At 71.7% G+C, this 20626-nt stretch carries 18 protein-coding genes; 11 read left to right on the top strand and 7 right to left on the bottom strand.

Annotation, left to right across the window (positions count from 1 at the left end):
* The 5 genes from K8612_RS09020 to K8612_RS09000 all read right to left on the bottom strand — a co-directional run bounded on the left by K8612_RS09020 (position 1) and on the right by K8612_RS09000 (position 5178).
* The gene (locus K8612_RS09020; protein WP_223761988.1) at positions 1 to 870 is read right to left on the bottom strand and encodes a class II glutamine amidotransferase; all 870 of its coding nucleotides are present in this window, start codon (positions 868 to 870) and stop codon (positions 1 to 3) included.
* An 87-nt stretch (positions 871 to 957) separates the two neighbouring features.
* Entirely contained in the window at positions 958 to 2223 is a 1266-nt protein-coding gene (gene hutI / locus K8612_RS09015) for an imidazolonepropionase (RefSeq protein WP_223761987.1), read from the bottom strand.
* A gap of 2 nt (positions 2224 to 2225) precedes the next feature.
* Positions 2226 to 2945, bottom strand: a complete 720-nt coding sequence (locus K8612_RS09010) for a hypothetical protein (RefSeq protein ID WP_223761986.1) — start codon at positions 2943 to 2945, stop codon at positions 2226 to 2228.
* A 10-nt stretch (positions 2946 to 2955) separates the two neighbouring features.
* The gene (gene hutU / locus K8612_RS09005) at positions 2956 to 4611 is read right to left on the bottom strand and encodes a urocanate hydratase (RefSeq protein ID WP_120588127.1); all 1656 of its coding nucleotides are present in this window, start codon (positions 4609 to 4611) and stop codon (positions 2956 to 2958) included.
* Between the two features lie 129 nt (positions 4612 to 4740).
* Complete coding sequence (locus K8612_RS09000) at positions 4741 to 5178, bottom strand: hypothetical protein (RefSeq protein ID WP_223742110.1); 438 nt, start codon at positions 5176 to 5178, stop codon at positions 4741 to 4743.
* Between the two features lie 228 nt (positions 5179 to 5406).
* Here K8612_RS09000 and K8612_RS08995 point away from each other — a divergent pair, with 228 nt between their 5' ends.
* From K8612_RS08995 to K8612_RS08980, 4 genes are all read left to right on the top strand, one after another.
* Positions 5407 to 7767 (top strand): FdhF/YdeP family oxidoreductase, encoded by a 2361-nt coding sequence (locus tag K8612_RS08995; protein ID WP_223761985.1) that lies wholly within the window; start codon positions 5407 to 5409, stop codon positions 7765 to 7767.
* Positions 7768 to 7944: 177 nt separating this feature from the next.
* On the top strand, positions 7945 to 10173 hold the full coding sequence (locus K8612_RS08990) for a hypothetical protein (RefSeq protein WP_223761984.1): 2229 nt from the start codon (positions 7945 to 7947) through the stop codon (positions 10171 to 10173).
* Between the two features lie 197 nt (positions 10174 to 10370).
* Positions 10371 to 11621, top strand: coding sequence for a sigma-54-dependent Fis family transcriptional regulator (locus K8612_RS08985; protein WP_223761983.1), 1251 nt, complete (start codon positions 10371 to 10373; stop codon positions 11619 to 11621).
* A gap of 58 nt (positions 11622 to 11679) precedes the next feature.
* A complete protein-coding gene (locus tag K8612_RS08980) occupies positions 11680 to 12552 on the top strand; it encodes a MaoC family dehydratase (protein WP_223761982.1) in 873 nt (290 codons plus the stop codon).
* Positions 12553 to 12601: 49 nt separating this feature from the next.
* Here the strand turns inward: K8612_RS08980 and K8612_RS08975 are convergent, their stop codons facing one another.
* Positions 12602 to 12838, bottom strand: a complete 237-nt coding sequence (locus tag K8612_RS08975) for a helix-turn-helix domain-containing protein (protein ID WP_043321491.1) — start codon at positions 12836 to 12838, stop codon at positions 12602 to 12604.
* A 332-nt stretch (positions 12839 to 13170) separates the two neighbouring features.
* On the opposite strand from K8612_RS08975, the gene K8612_RS08970 reads away from it, so the two are divergent.
* The 6 genes from K8612_RS08970 to K8612_RS08945 all read left to right on the top strand — a co-directional run bounded on the left by K8612_RS08970 (position 13171) and on the right by K8612_RS08945 (position 19352).
* Entirely contained in the window at positions 13171 to 13578 is a 408-nt protein-coding gene (locus tag K8612_RS08970) for a (deoxy)nucleoside triphosphate pyrophosphohydrolase (RefSeq protein WP_223742115.1), read from the top strand.
* 2 nt (positions 13579 to 13580) lie between these two features.
* Positions 13581 to 14519, top strand: coding sequence for a hypothetical protein (locus K8612_RS08965; protein ID WP_373692089.1), 939 nt, complete (start codon positions 13581 to 13583; stop codon positions 14517 to 14519).
* A 148-nt stretch (positions 14520 to 14667) separates the two neighbouring features.
* The gene (gene ftsH, locus K8612_RS08960) at positions 14668 to 16713 is read left to right on the top strand and encodes an ATP-dependent zinc metalloprotease FtsH (RefSeq protein ID WP_370639956.1); all 2046 of its coding nucleotides are present in this window, start codon (positions 14668 to 14670) and stop codon (positions 16711 to 16713) included.
* A gap of 106 nt (positions 16714 to 16819) precedes the next feature.
* Positions 16820 to 17068, top strand: coding sequence for an RNA polymerase sigma factor region1.1 domain-containing protein (locus K8612_RS08955; RefSeq protein ID WP_014396380.1), 249 nt, complete (start codon positions 16820 to 16822; stop codon positions 17066 to 17068).
* Positions 17069 to 17152: 84 nt separating this feature from the next.
* Positions 17153 to 17743, top strand: a complete 591-nt coding sequence (locus K8612_RS08950) for a nucleotide exchange factor GrpE (protein ID WP_223742116.1) — start codon at positions 17153 to 17155, stop codon at positions 17741 to 17743.
* Positions 17744 to 17816: 73 nt separating this feature from the next.
* A complete protein-coding gene (locus K8612_RS08945) occupies positions 17817 to 19352 on the top strand; it encodes a trypsin-like peptidase domain-containing protein (RefSeq protein ID WP_223761981.1) in 1536 nt (511 codons plus the stop codon).
* A gap of 15 nt (positions 19353 to 19367) precedes the next feature.
* Here the strand turns inward: K8612_RS08945 and K8612_RS08940 are convergent, their stop codons facing one another.
* Positions 19368 to 20003 carry a DUF6066 family protein gene (locus tag K8612_RS08940; protein WP_223761980.1) on the bottom strand — a complete coding sequence of 212 codons (636 nt, stop codon included), beginning with the start codon at positions 20001 to 20003 and terminating at the stop codon, positions 19368 to 19370.
* A gap of 195 nt (positions 20004 to 20198) precedes the next feature.
* On the opposite strand from K8612_RS08940, the gene K8612_RS08935 reads away from it, so the two are divergent.
* Positions 20199 to 20558, top strand: a complete 360-nt coding sequence (locus K8612_RS08935) for a PilZ domain-containing protein (RefSeq protein ID WP_120549467.1) — start codon at positions 20199 to 20201, stop codon at positions 20556 to 20558.
* The last annotated feature ends 68 nt before the right edge of the window (positions 20559 to 20626 follow it).

Here is a 20626-nt window from a genome sequence, read left to right as displayed (position 1 = left end):
TCAGACCGTGGCGTGCCGGGCTTCCGGCCTCGGGTTGAGCACCCCGTCCGCCAGCGTCTGCACCTTCCAGCGGTGGAACGTGAGCCGCGAGTCCACACCCACCACGTCCTCCTCGTCCACCGGCACCCAGTGCGGTCCGCCGCACAGGGATTCGCTGGCGACCAGGAACTGCCGCAGCGGCACGCCCGTGTTCGGCGTGCGCAGCGCTTCCGGGCAACCGCCGATGCCGGAGGAGATGAAGAGGGTGCGGTTGCGGCGCGTGGCCACCATCGCCTCGCCGTCCGTGACGAGGAAGTTCATCGCGGAGTGCTCCTTCGGCTCGCGGCTCCCCGGCACGTCCGTCAGCGTGGACACCAGCGTCATCGTCTCCGCGAGCGCCTGCGCCATCGCCTCCACGCCCACCGTGCCGTCGAGCGGCCCGCGCGCCGACAGCCGCGACAGGAACAGGTAGAAGCAGCGCTCGCTGTCCGTGGTGCCCTTGATGTTGACGCGCAGCTCCGGGTGGATGAGCGCCTCCACGGCGGGCTTGTGCTTCGCGAACTCGCGCAGCGTGCCGTTGTGCACGAAGGACCAGCGGCCGAAGTGGAACGGGTGCGAGTTGCGCAGCTCCACCGCCCCCACGCTCGCCAGCCGGATGTGCGCCACCACCGTGCGCGCGGACACCTGGCTCGACACGCGCTCGAAGTCGGGGTCGCTGTGCGCGGGGCCCACACCATGCGCGACGAGCGGAGAGGACTCCGGCCCATACGTGGCGATGCCCCAGCCGTCCTTGTGTTCACGCGACTGGATGAGGAGGGAATTCCTCTCCGTCACGAGGGCGGTGTGGACAGCGGCGGGAACAGCACTCCTGAATCCAAATAATCGGCACATGGTGGCAGATGATCTCTACAACGGCCGGCCCACGAGGGAAGTTCCACCTGCCCCCTCGGCCGATGCCAGTTGTTCAGCGGCATCCACTCAGGGGCAGTGATTCATTCGCGCGTGGAACACCACACGTCCGCTCTTCACCACCACGCGCGCGTGACTGATACCCAGATGATAAGGCAGATGCCTGTAGCTGCGACAGGAGAAGACCACCAGGTCGCCCGCGTCACCCACGGCCAGCCGCCCCTGCCGTTGCAACCCCAAGCATTGCGCGGCCCCTCGGGTGGCGGCCCAGTAGGCCTCCGCGGCCGACAGGCCGTTCTCCAGGCAGGCGAGCCCCAGCACCAGCGCCAGGTTCTCCGTCATGGAGGAGCCGGGATTCACGTTTGAACCCAAAGCGATGTTGACGCCCGCGTCGCGCAGCTTCCGGCCGGGCGCGTAGGGGCGCATGCGCAGGAAGAGGGTGGAGGTGGGCACGAGTACGGCGGTGACGTTGGCGGCGGCGAGCGCGCGGATGCCCTCGTCCGTCACCTGCTCCAGGTGGTCCGCGCTGGCGGCGCCCACCTCCGCGGCGAGCGCCGAGGCGCCACACGCGGTGAGCTGATCCGCGTGCAGGCGCGGCGTGAGGCCCAGCGCCTTGCCCGCGTTGAGCAGCCGGCGGGACTCCTCCACGGTGAAGGCGCTGTCCTCGGTGAAGACGTCGCAGAAGCGCGCCAGGCCCTCGCGCGCCACGGCGGGGAGGATTTCGTTGATGCAGAGGTCCAGGTAGTCGGCGCGGCGGTCCTTGTACTCCGGGGGCACCGAGTGCGCGCACAGCAGCGTGGGCACCAGCTCCAGCGGTGACAGCGCGCCCAGGCGGCGCACCGCGCGCAGCATCTTCAGCTCGTCCGCCAGGTTCAGGCCGTAGCCGCTCTTCACCTCGGCGGTCGTCACGCCCTGCGCGAGCAGCCGCTCCATGCGGGGCAGGGCGAGCCTCGCCAGCTCCTCCTCGCTCGCGGCGCGCGTGGCGCTCACCGTGTTGGCGATGCCTCCGCCCGCCTTGGCGATCTCGAGGTACGTGGCGCCCTGGTTGCGCAGGTCGAACTCGTGGGAGCGCTCGCCCGCGAACACCAGGTGCGTGTGCGGATCCACGAAGCCCGGGCCCACGAAGCCGCCTTCGGCGTCGAGGATCTCCGTGGCGTCCGTGAGCGCTCCCTTCGGCAGGCCGGACTCCGGGCCCACGTAGGCCACGCGGCCGTCCTTCACGCCGATGCCCGCGCCCGGGCGGGGGGTGAGGGCCTTCTCCGCGGGCTCGCGGTGCGTGCCCTCCACGGTGAGCACCTCGGAGGTGTTGCGCACCCACAGGTCCAGGGCTTCCATGCTCAGCGTCCTCCGCGCGCGCCCACCACGGGCGCGTTCCAGCTCGTGTCACCTGAGTGCGCCCGGCCGAAGCCGCCGGACAGCTCCAGCTTCGTGCGCGTCTCGCCGAACTTGAGCTGCGCCGCCACCACGGCGCCGTAGAAGTACGTCGTCACCTGCGAGCCGGGGTTCACCAGCGACTGCTGCACGCTGAAGAACGGCACCAGCCCCAGCGACATGCCGGGCTCCGGCTGCACGGTGAAGGCGCAGGTGGCCTCCGCGCCGAACAGGCTGTTCGTGCTCTTCGGCTCACCCAGCCCGAAGTCGGACGCGCCGCGCACGGAGAGGGCCGGCGCCAGGCCCACCTTCTCCGAGCCGACGTAGTACGACACGCCCGAGTACACGCCGTAGCCGGGCACCGGCAGGCCGACGAACTCGCCCTGCAGGCCCAGGTGCCACGACAGCCGGTCGCTCACGGGCACCGTCACCGAGCCGTCGAGGTCGATGCCCCATTGATCATTCTGGAAGGGCTTCGCGTCACCCTGGAAGGTGCCGTTCTCCCCGCGCTCCGACAACTGCGGGGCGTTGAGGCGGGGACCGGCGCGCAGGCCGAGCTGGAAGAAGTTCTCCCGGGGCATGCCCGGGCCCAGGCGCATCACCATGGGCCCGGCGGTGGTGGGGGTGCAGCCCGCGAGCACCCCCATCACCGCGGTCATCACGAAGGGTCGGACGCGTCGTGGCATCCGCCGCACTCTAGGCGGTGAGGCCGGGGATGCGCACGCCTCGCTCCTTCGCCACGTCGATGGCCTCCGGGTAGCCCGCGTCCGCGTGGCGCAGCACGCCCATGCCGGGGTCGGACGTGAGGACGCGCTCGATGCGGCGCGCGGCCTCCGGCGTGCCGTCCGCGACGATGACCTGGCCCGCGTGCAGCGAGTAGCCCATGCCCACGCCGCCGCCGTGGTGGAACGACACCCAGGAGGCGCCGTTCACCGCGTTCACCAGCGCGTTGAGGATGGGCCAGTCCGCCACCGCGTCCGAGCCGTCCTTCATGGCCTCCGTCTCGCGGTTGGGGGACGCCACGCTGCCGCAGTCCAGGTGGTCGCGGCCAATCACGATGGGGGCCTTCACCTCGCCCTTGCGGACCAGCTCGTTGAAGGCGAGGCCCGCCTTGGCGCGCTCGCCGTAGCCCAGCCAGCAGATGCGCGCGGGCAGGCCCTGGAACGCCACGCGCTCCTGGGCCATGTCCAGCCAGCGGTTGAGCGACGCCTTCTGGGGGAACAGCTCGCGCACCGCGCGGTCCGTGCGGCGGATGTCCTCCGGGTCTCCGGACAGCGCCACCCAGCGGAAGGGCCCCAGGCCCTCGCAGAACAGCGGGCGGATGTACGCGGGCACGAAGCCGGGGAACTCGAAGGCGTTCTCCATGCCGCCCACCTTCGCCTGGCCGCGCAGGTTGTTGCCGTAGTCGAAGACGTGGCTGCCGGCGGCCTGGAAGTCGTTCATGGCCTGCACGTGCATGATCATCGACTCGCGGGCGCGCTTCACGTAGCCCTCCGGGTCGCGCTTGCGCAGCTCCGCGGCGGCCTCCAGCGACAGGTCCGTGGGGATGTAGCCGTTGAGCGGATCATGCGCGCTCGTCTGGTCCGTCACGAGGTCCGGCTTGATGCCGCGCTTGTACAGCTCCCGGAACACCGACGCCGCGTTGCCGATGATGGCGATGGAGCGGCCCACGCGCTTCTGCTGCGCGTCCTTCGCCAGCGCCAGCGCCTCGTCCAGGTCCTTGGCGACGACGTCCAGGTAGCGCGTCTCCACGCGGCGCTGCGCGCGGTGCGGATCGATTTCCACGCCCAGGAACACGGCGTTGTTCATGGTCGCGGCCAGGGGCTGCGCGCCGCCCATGCCGCCCAGGCCGCCGGAGAGGATGAGCCGGCCGGCCAGGTCCTCGCTGCCGAAGTGGAAGCGGCCCGCGGCGGCGAAGGTCTCGTAGGTGCCCTGCAGGATGCCCTGCGTGCCGATGTAGATCCACGAGCCGGCCGTCATCTGGCCGTACATCATCAGGCCCTTCTTCTCCAGCTCGTGGAAGTGCTCCCAGTTGGCCCAGTGGCCCACGAGGTTGGAGTTGGCGATGAGCACGCGCGGCGCGTCCGGGTGCGTGCGCAGGATGCCCACGGGCTTGCCGGACTGCACGAGCAGCGTCTCCTCGTCCGTGAGGCTCTGGAGGCTCTGGACGATGCGGTCGAACGAGGGCCAGTCCCGGGCGGCCTTGCCGGTGCCGCCGTAGACGACCAGGTCTCCGGGCTGCTCGGCCACCTCCGGGTCGAGGTTGTTCATCAGCATCCGGAGCGCGGCCTCCTGCACCCAGCCCTTGCAGGAGAGGGTGGTGCCGCGAGAGGCGCGGATGATGCGGGACATGCGGAAGACTCCTGGAAAGAGGGCGCCAGGAAGGGGCGCTCAGCGCGGGCACCCTAACCGAACCCCCGGGGCCGCGGGGGGCTTGCGTGCAGGGCCAGCGTCACTCCAGGACACGCTGGACGCCGTGCGTCAGTAGTCCTTGCGCGCGTCGATGTAGGCGCTGAAGTGGAACACGTTGGTGGAGTCGTAGAACTTGAAGTAGCTGCCGGTGCCCGCGGGCTGGCTCAGCCAGTAGGCGGTGCCCGTGCAGCCGGTGCAGATGAACGCGCCGTTGCGGCGGATGTTCCAGACGCCGGTGATGTCGTCGACGGTGGTCGCGATCGCGGGCGAGCCCACCAGCTCGAAGTCGTACTCGTTGCCGCCCGCGAACCCGTGGAAGTTCACGAACGCGGTGTTGGTGGACTGGTTCCAGGCGACGACGGTGTTGGAGCTCGTCACCGTGTAGCGCCCGGTGCTGTCGGCGACGTAGAGGCCGTGGCTGGACCAGATGCTGTGGACCACCGGGGCGGCCAGGGCGGGGAGGGACAGGAACAGCGCGGCGACGACAGCGGAACGGAAGGCCTTCATGGGGGGGCCTCCTGCTGCGGGGGTTGACGCGGAGCGCCGGGGGGCACTCCACGTGAAACCCATGCTGCATGAGCCCCGCGAGGCTTGAAATCGTGGTTTTCCGTGGAGTTGCGTGGACTCAGGCGTCCTCACGTGCGTCCATCCCGGCGATGGCGGGACCGCCGGCCCGGGCCCCCGCCTGCCGGGAGGACGCGGGCGCGGTAGAGTCCCGCCGCGCAGAGGTGGGACATGGATCAGGGACAGGACGGGAAGGGGAGCGTGTTGGCGGTGCCGGCGGCCCAGCCTCCGTTGGAGAACCGGGCTCCGGACGTGGGGCCGGTGAAGACGGTGGCGGGCGGCGTGCCGGCGGTGCTGAGCGCGTTCAAGCACGTGCTGGGGGAGGCGGGCCCGTGGCGCGGCGGCAAGCTCATCTGGAAGGTCAACCAGCACGACGGCTTCGACTGTCCGGGCTGCGCGTGGCCGGACCCTTCCCACCGGTCCGTGCAGGAGTACTGCGAGAACGGCGCGAAGGCGCTGGCGGAGGAGGGCACGCAGGAGCGCGTGACGCCGGAGTTCTTCCGCGAGTGGAGCGTGGCGCGGCTCGCGGAGCAGTCCGACCTGTGGCTGGGCAAGGCGGGCCGGCTCACGCACCCCATGGTGCTGCGCGAGGGCTCGGCGCACTACGAGCCCCTCTCCTGGGATGACGCCTTCGCGCTGGTGGCGGAGGAGCTGAACGCGCTGGGCTCGCCGGACGAGGCGGCCTTCTACACGTCCGGCCGCACGAGCAACGAGGCCGCGTTCCTCTACCAGTTGTTCGTGCGGCAGTTCGGCACCAACAACCTGCCGGACTGCTCCAACATGTGCCACGAGTCCAGCGGCACGGGCTTGTCGGAGACGATTGGCATTGGCAAGGGGTCGGTGACGCTGGAGGACTTCGACCACGCGCAGGCCATCTTCGTCATCGGGCAGAACCCGGGCACCAACCACCCGCGCATGCTGACGGCGCTCCAGGCCGCCGCGCGCCGGGGCTGTGAGATCGTCAGCGTCAACCCGCTGCCGGAGACGGGGCTCAACCGCTTCAAGCACCCGCAGGAGGTGCTGCACCTGTTCGGCCCGGGCACGGCGCTGAACAAGCTGTTCCTCCAGGTGCGCATCAACGGCGACGTGGCGCTCCTCCAGGGGCTGGGCAAGGCGCTGCTGGACCGCGAGGCGAAGGCCCCGGGCACGGTGGTGGACCGGGCGTTCGTCGAGGGCAGGACGACGGGCTTCGAGGCGTACGTGGCGCACCTGGCCACGGTGTCCTGGGACGACGTGGTGGAGGAGAGCGGGGTGCCTCGCGAGCAGATTGAAGAGGCCGCGGACATCCTGGCGCGCTCGGAGCGCACCATCTTCTGCTGGGCCATGGGGCTCACGCAGCACAAGAACGCGGTGGGCAACGTGCAGGAGATCGTGAACCTCACGCTCCTGCGCGGCAGCATCGGCAAGCAGGGCGCGGGCGTGTGCCCGGTGCGCGGTCACAGCAACGTGCAGGGCGACCGCACCATGGGCATCTGGGAGCACGCGAAGCCCGAGTTCATGGACGCGCTGTCGAAGGAGTTCGGCTTCGCGCCGCCGCGCCACACCGGGCTGGACACGGTGGGGACGCTCCAGGCGCTGCACGACGGGCGCGTGAAGGTGTTCTTCGCCATGGGCGGCAACTTCCTGTCCGCCACGCCGGACACGGAGTTCACCGCGCAAGCGCTCCGGCGCGCGCGGCTCACGGTGCACGTGTCCACGAAGCTCAACCGCGCGCACCTGGTGCATGGACAGCGCGCGCTCATCCTCCCGTGCCTGGGGCGGACCGAGCACGACGTGCAGGCGTCGGGGCGGCAGTTCGTGACGGTGGAGGACTCGATGGGGATGGTGCACGCGTCGCGCGGCGCCGTGGCCCCCGCGTCCGAGCACCTGCTCAGCGAGCCCGTCATCGTGGCGCGGCTGGCGCACGCGGTGCTGGGGGCGCGCTCGAAGGTGCCGTGGATGTCCCTGGTGGAGGACTACGACCGGGTGCGCGAGCTGATCCAGCGCTGCATCCCGGGCTTCGAGGACTTCAACCGCCGCGTGCACCAGCCCGGCGGGTTCGCGCTGCCCAACGGGCCTCGCGAGGGGCGCTTCACGACGAAGGACGGCAAGGCGCACTTCACGGTGCACGAGATGCCTCGCCACCGGCTGGAGCCCGGGCAGCTCATGATGATGACGCTGCGCTCGCATGATCAGTACAACACCACCGTGTACGGACTGGACGACCGCTACCGGGGCATCCACCAGGGGCGGCGCGTGGTGTTCCTGCACCCGGAGGACGTGAAGGCGCGCGGGCTGACGGCGGGGCAGAAGGTGGACCTCACCAGCCACTTCCAGGGAGAGACGCGGGTGGCGCGCGAGTTCCTGGTGGTGCCGTACAACATCCCGCGCCAGTGCGCGGCCACCTACTTCCCGGAAGCGAACGTGCTGGTGCCGGTGGGCAGCTTCGCGGAGAAGAGCCGCACGCCCACGTCCAAGTCCGTGATCATCACCGTGGCCGCCAGCCCCGAGCCCACGGCCCTGGTCCCCGCCAGCGCTCCGAGGCCCGGGTGAGGCCGTCGATGCTCCCTGCGGTGAACCCGGCGCCGCTGCCTCGCGGCGCGTGTCGCTGGCACCGCCGCGCGATGCGCTTGAGCCATGCAAGGTCGCGGGCGGTGGGCCCCGAGCCCCTGCGTCCTGGCGCTCATGGCTTGCACCCGCGTGCGATTCGCGTGAGCCTCTCGAGGTCCCATGCAGCCGTTGGTTGAAGCCTCCTCCTGGCCGGAGCCGCTCCAGGCCCTCCATGCGCGCGTCGCCGCGACGGCGCCGCAAGAGGCCGTGGCGTCGAGCGCGGAGTGGCGCGAGGACTTCGCCCGCTGGGTGCGCGGTGCTTCGCTGGAGGAGCGCACGCGCGCCCAGGCCGCCGCGTGGGAGCGGCTGTCCCCGGGCGAGCGCACCCCGGCCGAGCTCCTCTTCCTCCTTGCCTCGCTCAGCGAGCTGCTCTGGCCCTACGAAGAGCCCCGTGCGGGGCTCCTGAAGCAACTGCTGGCGAGGCGGGACGCGGCGGTGACCGCGCTGCGTGAAGCGGGCGACACGGAGAGCGCCGAGCGCATCCACCGGGAGAGCACCGTCACGGTCTCCACGGTGCTGACGCGCTACCTCAAGCGCCACCCGGAGGCGCTGTCGACGCTGGTGCGCGACGTGCCCTGCACCTACGACGGCCGCGCGCTGCGCTTCCAGGACTCGGTGGAGGTGGACCTCAAGTACGTCATGGGCACGGGCGCGAAGTCCGTGGACCTGCTGGAGCAACTGCGGTCGCTGCTCCCCGACACCCGGGACGGTGGCCGCGACAAGCTCACCGACTTCATCCGCACGCGCGTCGCGCGCATCCCGTGGCGCGAGGCGAGCGAGGTGCTGGGCGAGCGGCTCTTCGCGCTGGCCACGTCGCAGGACGGACGGAGCGGCATGCGCGGCTTCCTCGCGTGCTACCCCAACGGGCGCAAGGAGCCGGACTGGTGCTCGCGCGCGGGGCTCCTGCTGGCGCGCACCGTGGAGGTGGGCGGGCCGCCCGCGGTGGTGGAGAACCTCTGCGACCTGCTCACGCTCTTCGACGCGCCTCCGGTGGACGGCCTGCGCGGCGCACTGGGCGCGCTCGTGCAGAGCGACTTCGAGACCGCCGCCGACCTGGGCCACGCGCGCTTCGTGCTCGACCACTGCCAGGGCACGATGCGCAAGGCCGAGCCCGCGCTGGCGCTCACGCTCCTGTGGTTGGAGGAGCGCCTGTTCCGCGCCTCCGTGCGGCGGGGCGTGCCGGAGGCGTTCGAGCGGCGCACCCGCGCCCGCGCGAAGCTGGAGTCATTGCCCGGCTTCACGCACCTGGTGTGGCTGGCGGAGGAGTGCGCGGAGATGTGGCCGCGCTTCCGCACGCCCGCGCGGCCCGGCCTGGATGGGCTGGTCGCCTGGCGCAAGGAGGTGACCTGGCGCATGGGCAGGAAGCCCGTGCTGCGCAAGGCGGCCATCGAGTTCCTCCTGTGGTGCGCGCCGGACGAGGCCTCGTCGGAGGCGGAGCTGGCCACGCTGTCGCTCGTCCGCAACGCCACGGACCGGCGCCTGGTGCGCAAGATGCTGGAGCACCCGTCCCCCCGGGCCCGCTTCCGCGCCCGCTCACTCCAGTCCTACCTCCAGGCCGGAGCAGGGCAGGGGAAGCACGAACCTCCCCCCGAGTCCTCCGAGCCCGCGACGCTGACGGCCTCCCTGCGCCACCTGCACGTGACGCGCGCGGTGCCCCTGGGCGGGCGCACCTGGCTGCGCGACCGCGACCTGGAGGACGTGCTGGTGGGCGCGGTGGGCCGCGTGGAGGCGGAGGCCGCCCAGCACCATCCCCAGCGCTTCCGCGAGGAGACGCCGGAGCTGGTCGCGAGGCTGCTCGAAGGGCTGCGCTCGGAGCTGGCGTACGTGCAGGCGGCGCTGGGTTCGCTGGTGGCCTCGCCGCTGTCGCTCTCCATGACGGTGCACCGCCACCCCGAGCCTCCGCCGGAGGCCGCGTCCGAGATCGCCTTCGTCGTGTCCGTGGAGCGCGAGGGCTTCGTGCGCACGCGCCGCGTCGTCCGCGTGCCGGTGGCGAAGCTGGAGCAGCGCGGAGAGGGGCAGTGGCTGCCGACGCTCCGCCTGGGCCGTGAGCGCCTGGACGCGCTGCTCGCGCGCACGGAGGCCGCGTTCTGCCTCTTCCTGGTGCCCGCCTTCGTGCGCCCGGAGCTGTGGGTGATGCCGGCCCGGCTGACCCGGGCCCTGATGGACGCGCAGGGCGCCCTGTCCGGCGTGCCGCGCGACGCCGCGCAGGGGGCCTCCCGGTCCCTGGCGCAGTGGCTGGTGTACGACGTGCTGGGCCTGTGGGTGGGCGACGAGCGCCCCGACGTCATCGACGCCTCCCGCGAGGGTGACGCCGCCGCCGGCTTCGTGGTGGACCTCACCGTGCGCTGACCGCGCCGGAAAATGTCCGGGAATATCCAGATCCCCGGGCGTAATGGACGACGAGGGGTGCTGGAACATGCCCGGGAGGGGTCCCGGGTCACAGGTCCGTCGGCTGACGGGATGGCATGCCTCCACGCGCGCGTCGTCGCCGTGTCCTTGAGCGCCGTTCACCATCCGTCACCGGTCCCGGGGGGACCGCTTCCTCCATGAACCTGTCGAGCGAGGAGTCCGCCGTGCCGCGTTTCCACTGCGAGATGAAGTCGGAGCACAAGGGGGCGCGCGCGCGGGCCCAGGATGAACGTCCGGGGACCTACGTGGACGGGGTCCGGTGGCGCCAGTCCCGGGCCCGGGTGCGGAGCGGATCCACGGGGGGCCATCCGCCCGCGCGACACGAAGCGCGGTCCGAGCCGGTGACGCCCGGGCCGTTGAGCCTGGATGAGGCGCAGCGCGCTCTCCGGATGCAGGTGGCTCCGGAGCCCGCGGAGGCGCTCCCGGAGCCGGCGCGGGAGCAGGCGACGTTCGGAGAGCTGGTGGCCACGTCGGCCGCGGCGAGGGCCAGCTTCGAGCGCATGGCGTGCGCGGCGGCGTGCAACGCCACGGTGCTGCTGGAGGGGGAGACGGGCACGGGCAAGAGCCGCGCGGCGCTCGCCATCCACCGGGCCGGGGCTCGCGCGAACGCGCCGTTCCTCGTCGTGGACTGCGGCGCGCTCCCGGCCAACCTCCTGGAGAGCGAGCTGTTCGGCCATGAGAAGGGCGCCTTCACCGGCGCCATCCAGCGCCGCGTGGGCGCCTTCGAGGAGGCCGACGGAGGCACCATCTTCCTGGACGAGATTGGCGAGCTGCCCGCCGAGCTCCAGCCGAAGCTGCTGCGCGTGCTGGAGAACCGGGAGATCCGCCGCCTGGGCTCCAACACGTACCAGGCCGTCAACGTGCGCGTCATCGCGGCCACGCACCGCGACCTGCGCGCGGAGGTCGAAGCCGGCCGCTTCCGCGCGGACCTCTTCTTCCGCCTCGCGGTGGTGGGCATCCCGCTCCCGTCGCTGCGCGAGCGCACGGAGGACATCCCGCTCATTGTCGAGCACATCCTCGCGGGGCTCGGCGCCACGCCCGAACAGCTCGCGATGCTCACCTCGCCGGACTTCCTCGCGCGGCTCCAGCGCGCCGCCTGGCCCGGCAACGTGCGCGAGCTGCGCAACCACCTGGAGCGCTGCCTCGTCTTCCAGAGCGCGCTGCCGCCCTCCGCGCCCGAGGCCTCGAGTCCCGTGGCCCCTCGCGCGGTGGACGCCTCGCTGACGTACGCGGAGTCGCGCCGCCGGGCGCTGGAGGCCTTCGAGCACGACTACGTCGAAGCGCTCCTCAAGCTGCACGGCGGCAAGGTGTCCCGGGCCGCCGCCGCCGCGGACATGGACCGCGTCTACCTGTACCGGCTCCTGCGCCGGCACGGGCTCAAGAGCTGACGCGAGCGGCCTCACAAATCCCGCGCGCGGCGGGAGCGGGTGTCGGAGAATCCGCCGCATGTCCGCTCCCATCCTCGACCTGCACTCGCTCCCGGCGATGCCCGCCACGCTCCTGCGGGCGGCCATTCCCTTCGGGAAGTCCCGGGGCCGCGCCACGCTGCCGGCCCTGACGCTGCGGGCGCACGGCTGCCGCGCGTCGCCCGTGCTGCTGGAGCGCTACCGCGCCGCGTGCGGCTTCGACGCCGACGGCTTCCTGCCGCTCACGTACCCGCAGGTGCTGGCCACGCCGCTGCACCTCCAACTGCTGGGCCAGCCCGACTTTCCGTACTCCGTGCTGGGCACCGTGCACGTGCGCAACCGCATCCAGCAGCACCGCCGCCTGCCGGACACCGCCGCGCTCACCGTGGCCTGCCGCTTCGACGGCCAGCGCGAGGTGCCAGCCGGCCACGAGTTCGACATCGAGACGCGCGTCGAGGCCCAGGAGACCGGCGAGCTGCTCTGGCAGGCCGTCAGCACCATGCTGCGCCGCCACGCGGACCGGAAGGACAAGGACGGCGCGCGCAAGGCCCCGCCGCCGGAGGACACGCGCTTTACGTCCAGCCGCCCCGCGCCCTGGAACATCCCCGCGGACACGGGGCGCCGCTACGCTCGGGCCTCTGGCGACTTCAACCCCATCCACCTCACGGCCGTCACCGCGAAGCCCTTCGGCTTCCCTCGCGCCATCGCGCACGGCATGTGGACGCTCGCGCGCTGCGTGGCGGAGCTGGGCGAGGCGGCCCAGGCGGACGCGCTCCAGTTGGACTGCGACTTCAAGAAGCCGCTGTTCCTGCCGTCCCGGGTGACGTTCCAGACGGCCCGCGAGCCCGCGGGCGTGGCGTTCCGGGTGCTGTCGGAGGAGGGGAAGCCGCACCTGGTGGGGCGGCTGGGCTGAAGGAGGCGGGCGACGCGCCGGCGGGCCGGTCAGGGGCCCGCCAGACGCGTCAATCACTCAGCTCCGGGAGGTCCGGCAGGCTGTCCGGGTCCAGCTTCATCAGGGCGCACAGCCGGCTCAGCGTGGGGATGGTGGGGACCATCACCCCTCGCTCGACGCGGGCCAGGACTTCCACGCCCAGTTCCAGATGCTCCGCGACTTCCTCCATGGAGAGCCCCGCCTGCTGCCGCGCTGCCTTCAGCGCGGCGCCAAGCGCTTCGGCCCGCTCTCTCCGACTCTGTGTCATCCCCCGAGCATGGCGCCATCCGGCCCGCGCGTCACTTGAATCCCACACGCACCCCTCATGGACGGTGGGCCGGCCAGGGAGCGCCTCCCCGGGACGTGAAGTCCCCAACAGCCCGCCGTCCCCCGGTTCCAGGCGCCTCCATCCCCTCCGGGCCCCCGCCTTCCGCGTTCCCGGGGCCGCCCTGGAGGACGGGGCCCGGTGGGGTGGCCGCGCGTCCCGGGCGTGCGCACGCTGCTGCCCAGGAGGGCCTTGCGCATTGGCGCCGGACAGGGGCTGTGTTACGCCGCCGCACCCTGCCTTCCATCTTTGGGACCCCAATCGAGGAGAAGTGAATGACCCGTCGTCACGTGCGCGTCGTCGGCGCGATGCTCCAGAACGAGATGGGTCGCTACCTCATCACCCAGCGTCCTCCCACCGCGTCGCTGCCCCTCTTGTGGGAGTTCCCGGGCGGCCGGGTGGAGGAGGGCGAGCAGGACACGGTGGCGCTCGCCCGCGAGCTGCTGGAGGAGATGGGGGTCCGCATCGAGGTGCTCGAGCAGGTCATGCACACCCGCCACGAGTACCCGACCTACGACATCGACTTCCGCGTGTTCCGCTGCCGCCTGAGCGACCCGGACGCGCAGATCCACCACCTGCGCGTGCACGACCACCGCTGGGTGGCGCTGGAGGAGATGGGCCAGTACCGCTTCCCGGACGCGGACGCGAAGACCCTGGCCCGGCTGCTGGACCTGGACCACTGACCGTGCGCCCCACCACCCGCCTCGCCGCCGCCGCGGGCCTCCTGCTGTCCGCCGCCTGCTCCAGCTCCCGTCCGGCGCCCACGGCCTCCCAGGCCCCGGACGCCGGCCTGCGGCAGGTGCCCGCCACGGGGATGGAGGGCTGCCTGCTCTACACGGAAGGCCACCCGACGGGCGCCGTGCCCCGCCAGGTCCCGGAGCTGTCCGGCCTGGCCGCCAGCCAGCGCCACCCGGGCATCTTCTGGGGGCACAACGACTCCAACAACGCCTTCGAGCTGTTCGCCCTGGACGAGACGGGCGCGGTGAAGGCCACGCTGACGCTCACCGGCGCGGCCCCCCGCGACATCGAGGACGTCGCCGTGGGCCCGTGCGCGCCCGGGGACAAGGACTCCTGCATCTTCCTGGCGGACACCGGCGACAACTTCGAGCGGCGCAAGGAGCCTCGCCTGTTCCGACTGCCGGAGCCCACGTCCGTCACCAACGCCACGCTCCCGGTGGACGCGCTGCCCTTCGTCTACGAGGACGGCGCCCATGACGCCGAGTCGCTGATCGTCGACAGCCGCTCCGGGCAGGTGGGCATCCTCACCAAGACGCGCGCGTCCCTGGGCGACCTGTACGCGGTGGAGGGCCTGAAGCCCGGCGCCACCGGCAGGGCGCGGAAGCTGGGCACCCTGCGCGTGCCGGATGACGTGGACCGCCTGGCCACCGCCGCCGCCCTGCACCCCTCCGGCGAGCGCCTGCTGGTGCGCACGTACACCCGCGTGTGGGAGCTGCGCCGCCCGGACGCGAAGCGGCTGGAGGACTTCGTCCAGGCGCAGGTGGTGGAGGTGCCCGGCGCCAGCCAGGCCCAGTCGGAGGCCGTGACGTTCCTCCAGGACGGCCGCGGCTACCTGTTGGGCAGTGAGTTCGCGGGCGAGCCCCTGGTCCGCTTCGACTGCCGCTGATCGGACAGTCCCGACCCCGTTCGTCGTCATCCGATCACGCCCTGCGGTTGACGGCTTGGCGGTGGTGACCATCTTTGGCCGGCTGAGGGAACCGTCATACGACATGGTGTCGTGTGCACGGGGGAGGGGGAGGGCGAGCGTGCCGACGATGAAGCCACAGGACCTGCCGCCGGGGATGGGCCCGCGCGGAAAGAAGAGCGACAAGCCAACACCCACGAAAGGTGGGTTCAAGTTCGGCTCACCACTGGGCTACATCCTCCTGCTCGTCCTGGGGTTCCTGCTGTTCCGGAACGTGTTTCAGGACGCGGGCGTGCGCCGGGTGTCGTACAGCCAACTGCGCGACGCGGTGGAGAACAACCAGTTCAGCCGCGTGCAGATTTCAAACGAGTGGGTGAAGGGCTTCCTCAAGGAGAACGCCCAGCCGCCTCCGGGCGAGCGCGGCACGCTGCGCAGCGAGCCCAGCGCCCTGCCGTGGATGGCCTACCGCGTCCCCGGTGACGAGGGCCTGGTGCCCCTCCTGGAGCAGAAGGGCATCCAGTTCGAGGCCGTGCCGCAGTCCAGCTTCAGCGAGGTGCTGTGGATCTGGCTCATCCCGATGGGCCTGCTCATCCTCTTCTGGAGCTTCATGATGCGCCGGATGTCCGGCGGCATGGGGCAGGGCCCGCAGAGCGTCATGTCCTTTGGCAAGACGCGCGCGAAGGTGCAGGCGGAGGCCGACACCGGCGTGGGCTTCAAGGACGTGGCCGGCGTGGACGAGGCCGTGGACGAGCTCCGCGAAATCGTCGAGTTCCTCAAGACGCCGGAGAAGTTCCGCCGCCTGGGTGGCCGCATCCCCAAGGGCGTGCTGCTCGTGGGCCCTCCGGGCACGGGCAAGACGCTGCTGGCGCGCGCCGTGGCGGGTGAGGCGGGCGTGCCCTTCTTCAACCTCTCCGGTTCGGAGTTCGTGGAGATGTTCGTCGGCGTGGGCGCCGCCCGCGTCCGCGACCTCTTCGCCCAGGCCACGGCGAAGGCGCCGTGCATCATCTTCATCGACGAGCTGGACGCCATCGGCAAGAGCCGCAACTCGGGCGTGGCCGGCGGCCACGACGAGCGCGAGCAGACGCTCAACCAGTTGCTCGCGGAGATGGACGGCTTCGACAGCCGCGCGGGCCTCATCATCCTGGCGGCGACCAACCGCCCGGAGATCCTGGACAGCGCGCTGATGCGCCCGGGCCGCTTCGACCGGCAGGTGCTGGTGGACCGCCCGGACAAGCGCGGCCGCGAGCGGGTGCTGGAGATCCACGCCAAGGGCGTGAAGCTGGCCTCGGACGTGGACCTGAAGGTCATCGCCAGCCGCACCCCGGGCTTCGCCGGCGCGGACCTGGCCAACGTGGTCAACGAGGCGGCGCTGCTCGCCGCGCGCAAGAACCGCGACGCGGTGATGCGGGCGGACTTCGAGGAGGCCATCGAGCGCGTGGTGGCGGGCCTGGAGAAGAAGAACCGCCGCATGAACGAGCGCGAGAAGGAGATCGTCGCGCACCACGAGGCGGGCCACGCGGTGGTGGGCTGGATGCTGCCCTACGCGGAGCGGGTGACCAAGGTGTCCATCATCCCGCGCGGCCTGGCGGCGCTGGGCTACACCATGTCGCTGCCCCTGGAGGACCGCTACCTCATGTCCTTCGACGAGCTGCGCGACAAGATGGCCGGCATGATGGGCGGCCGCGCGGCGGAGGAGATCTTCATCGGCGAGGTGTCCACCGGCGCGTCCAACGACATCAAGCAGGCGACGGAGATCGCCAAGATGATGGTCCGCGACTACGGCATGAGCACGCTGGGTCCGGTGGCGCTGAGCGGTGAGCAGGGGCCGGGCTTCCTCAGGTCCGCGGGCATGCCGGAGTCGCGCAGCTACTCCGAGCAGACGGCGCGGATGATCGACGACGAGGTCCGCAAGATGGTCGCCGAGGCGCTGGACCGCGCCCGGGAGGTCCTCCACACCCACCGTGAAAAGGTGGAGGCCCTGGCGGCGCGGCTCCTGGCGACGGAGGTCATCGAGGAGGAGGCGATGATCACCATCCTGGGGCCCAAGGTGCAGGCGCAGCGCGGCCTGCTCCACCCGGAGGCCCGCACGGTCATCTCCGCGCACCCCGTTGGGGGCACGGAGTCCGAGCCGCCGGTGCCGCCCACGCAGCACGCCGAAGGCAAGCTCGACTCCTGAGCCCACGCCTGCCTGCCCTCCGGGCAGCCCTTCGCCCACCGGATCCACCGCCAGCCTGCGGTGGCCGGTGGGCGAAATTACTTTCCAACGACAAGGAGGCGTCGCCGTGGAGAACCGGATTGGAAAGAGCTACGTCGCGCGCAAAGCGTTGTTCGCCAAGGGCCTGAAGGACGGCCGGCTCACGGTGCAGGAGATCGAGGAGGCGCTGCCCGCGGGGACGCTGACGGCCGCCGAGCGGTGGCTCCTCTACTACTCGCTTCGGGCCGCGCAGGTGGAAATCATCGACGAGGTGACCGGGCAGGTGGATCACGGCTTCATGGCGGAAGCGCCGCCCCAGGCCCCGTCCAACCACTAGGCGCGTTGACAGGACCGTCCTCGCGGTTACGTTCGCGCCGCTCATCGAGGTTCGTTTCTCCCAACCCCTGGCGCAGGTTCGACAATGGACGGCAATCCCCGCAGCGACGAGACCCCGGAGACGCAGGCCCCCGCCGAGACGCAGGCGGAGGCCGCGGGCTCCGACACGCAGGCCGAGCCCGTGGAGGACGGCGAAGTCGCCCGGCTCCAGGCCGAGCTTGATGCGGCGCGCCGCCGGGTGAACGAGCTGGCCCGGGGGCTCCAGGACCTCACCAAGGACCGCGAGGAGTTCAAGCAGCGCATCACCCGCGAGCGCGAGCGCATGCTCGACGTGGAGCGCGGCAACGTGGCCCGCACGCTGCTGGAGGCCATCGACGAGCTGGACCTGGTGCTGAACGCCAGCCAGCAGGACACGTCCCCCGTGGTGCAGGGCGTGCGGATGATCCGCGACAGCCTGCTCTCCAAGGCCCAGGCCACCGGCATCGAGCGCATCCAGGTGGTGGGGCGCCCCTACGATCCGAACGTGGCCGAGGCGGCGGACATGGAGGTGACGCCCATCCCGGCGGACGACCAGAAGGTCGTCGCCGAGTTCCGCGCGGGCTACCGCCTGAAGGACCGCATCATCCGCCCCGCCCGGGTGAAGGTGGCCCGGTACGTGGCCCCGGCCCAGGCCTGAGGGCCCGCGGGGCCTTCGGGGTGCCCTCGGGACGGGAAGGGGAGCGGCCAGCGGTCTGTTGGGCTCTGACGCCATGGCCCGCCGTGTAAGCTGCCGCTCCGTGTCCGTCCGACTGTTCAGCGTCCTTCTCGTGGTGGCGCTCGCCCCGGTGGCGGGGGCCGCCGAGGATCCGCTCAAGCCCTGGCTCCAGGCCCGCGTGCGCGAGCACCTGGCCTGGTTCGCGTCCCCTCCGCCCGCGACGGTGGACGCCCCGGCCCCCGCGGGCGCGGCCTCGCTGTGGCGCGAGCGCCCCGCCGGCTACGCGGGCCTGCCCCGCTTCACGCCCCCCACGTCGCTGGCGCCGCTGATCCGCGCGGTGGAGGCGGGCGTGGTGAACATCACCACGGTGGGGCCCGGGGCGGTGGCGGGCGCGGTGAAGCGCTCCACCGGCTCCGGCTTCGTGCTGACGCCCGACGGGCTCGTCGTCACCAACAACCACGTGGTGGCCAACGCGCAGGGCCCGTCGGTATACCCCGCCGGCTCCGGCGTCACGCCGGGCAAGGACGGCCCCCGCGAGGTGCCGGTGCAGCAGGTGTCCGTGCGGCTGGCGGACGGCCGCGAGTTCCCCGCGGAGGTGGTGGGCCGCGACGCGTCCACGGACGTGGCGCTCCTGCGGCTGAACGGCGCGGGGCTGGGGACGCTGCCCGCGGTGTACCTGGGGGACTCGGACGCGCTGGAGGTGGGGGACTGGGTGGTGGCCATCGGCAACCCGTTCGGCCTGGACCACTCGGTGGCGCACGGGATGATCTCCGCGAAGGAGCGCGTGCTGGGCGTGGGCCAGTTCGACGACTTCATCCAGACGGACGCGCTCATCAACCCCGGCAACTCCGGCGGCCCGCTCTTCAACATGAAGGGCGAGGTGATTGGCGTGAACACCGCCATCATCAGCGAGGGGCAGGGCATTGGCTTCGCGGTGCCCATCAACCTGGTGAAGGACCTGCTGCCCAACCTGCGGGAGAACGGGAAGCTGGAGCGCGGCTGGCTGGGCGTCGTCATCAACGAGGACGGCGCGGACGCCACCGCCACGGCGCCGGTGGTGAAGGACGTCTACCGGGGCAGCCCCGCCGCCCAGGCCCACATCCGCCCCGGGGACCGGCTGGTGGCGGTGAACGGCCGGCCCATTGGCAGCTACCTCCAGCTCCTGCGCAAGGTGGCGCTGCTGGCCCCGGGCACGGAGGCGAAGCTGACGCTGCTGCGCGACGGCGGCACCCAGGAGGTGGCGGTGCGGCTCGTCGCCCGGCCCGCGCAGGAGGCCACGGAGGGGCTCTCCCACCGGGGCGGCAGCAGCGCGAACGACCTGGGGCTGGTGCTGCGCGACTTGACGCCGGAGGTGGCCGCGCCCCTGGGCTACGAGGCCTTCCTGGGCGCGCTCGTGTCCGGCGTGGTGCCGCGCAGCCCGGCGGAGCAGGCCGGACTGCGCGCGGGTGACGTCGTCATGGAGGTGAACCGCCGCCGCGTGAAGGACACCGCCGCGGTGAAGGCCGCCCTGGAGCGGGGCAGCGCCGGGGCCAGCATCCTGCTGCGCGTCCAGCGGGGCGACGCGCTCCAGTACATCGCCATCGCCCGCTGAGCGACGGCGGGGGGGCTACCTCCCGCCCGCGTCCTTGCCGTTGAGCCACAGCCCCAACTGGTTGCCGGTGCGGCCCTCGGTGACGAGGACGGCTTCGATGCGGGCGTTGACGCCGTAGGTCTTCCCGCCGCCCTTCTTGGGCAGCGTCCACACCGACTGCGGGGTGAAGACGACCTGCGCGCGCACGCCCCGCGCCATGAACATGCGGTTGAACGTGCCGCCGTTCCACATGTCCGGCGCCGTGCCGCTCACCGTGAGGTAGTTCATCACCGGGTTGCCCTGCGCGTCCGTCTTCTTCGGCGCGCCGTGGGACAGCCCGTACTTCCCGCCCGAGAAGAAGGGCGTGATGTTGATGGTGTACTCGTTGGTGCCGGGGTTGAAGTCGCCCGGGGACAGCATGCCCGCGTCGTCCTCGGTGATGATCATGTACAGGCGCTTGCCCGTGTACTTCTTGCGGAAGGCCTCCGCCTGCTGCTTGCACTGGGGATCCACGAGCGCCCCGTCACACTCGCCCACGTACTTCTCCAGGAAGGCGCCCAGTCCGCCCAGGGGCTCGGACTCGTCGCGCAGCTTCGCGAAGCGCGAGTCCACGTCGGCCAGGGCGAGCGTGGGCACAAGGAGGGCAAAGGCGGCGGCCAGGATGCGATTCACGGCGGGCAACTCCGGAAAAAGAGGGGGGACAGCCCGGCGATGCTGCCACCGATGGCCGCGCCGGGGGCAGCGCTTTCCCGTGAACCGGAACATGGTGCGTCACGGTGCGTCAGGGTGGATGTAGGTGATTATTTGCCTACATCTGGCTACCGTGTAGTTTGCCCCTGTCCCCACCTGTTTCGGAGCCCTCCCCGCATGAACACGCAGCCCCAGGAACGCCGCTCCCACCTGCGCTTCGACAAGATCTTCACCGTGTACCTGTCCACCCAGGACGGGATGATGCGGGGCATTGGCCGCAACATCAGCGCGCGGGGCATGTTCATCGAGGTGCGCGACTCGCTGGGGTTGGGCGAGAAGCTGAAGGTGACGTTCGCGGGCGAGGACGGCACGGAGATGACGTGCCTGTGCGAGGTCCGCTACCAGGTGGCGCTGGCCTTCGGGCGCAAGGACGGGCGTCCCGGCAACAGCCGCGGCGTGGGCCTGCGCATCGTGGCCTACGAGACCCTGGACGACGCGCCGCTGCTCCTGGTGGACCGCGAGCGGGTGATGCACTGAAACACCACGGGGCACGGCCCTTCCCGCGGTGAAGCGGGAAGACACCGTGCCCCGGTGGGGCGACGCGC

This window comes from Corallococcus sp. AS-1-6 (assembly GCF_020037015.1).
Classification (GTDB): Bacteria; Myxococcota; Myxococcia; order Myxococcales; family Myxococcaceae; genus Corallococcus.
Note: the sequence above shows the minus strand (reverse complement) of the source record. Positions and strands in the feature narration are given on the sequence as shown.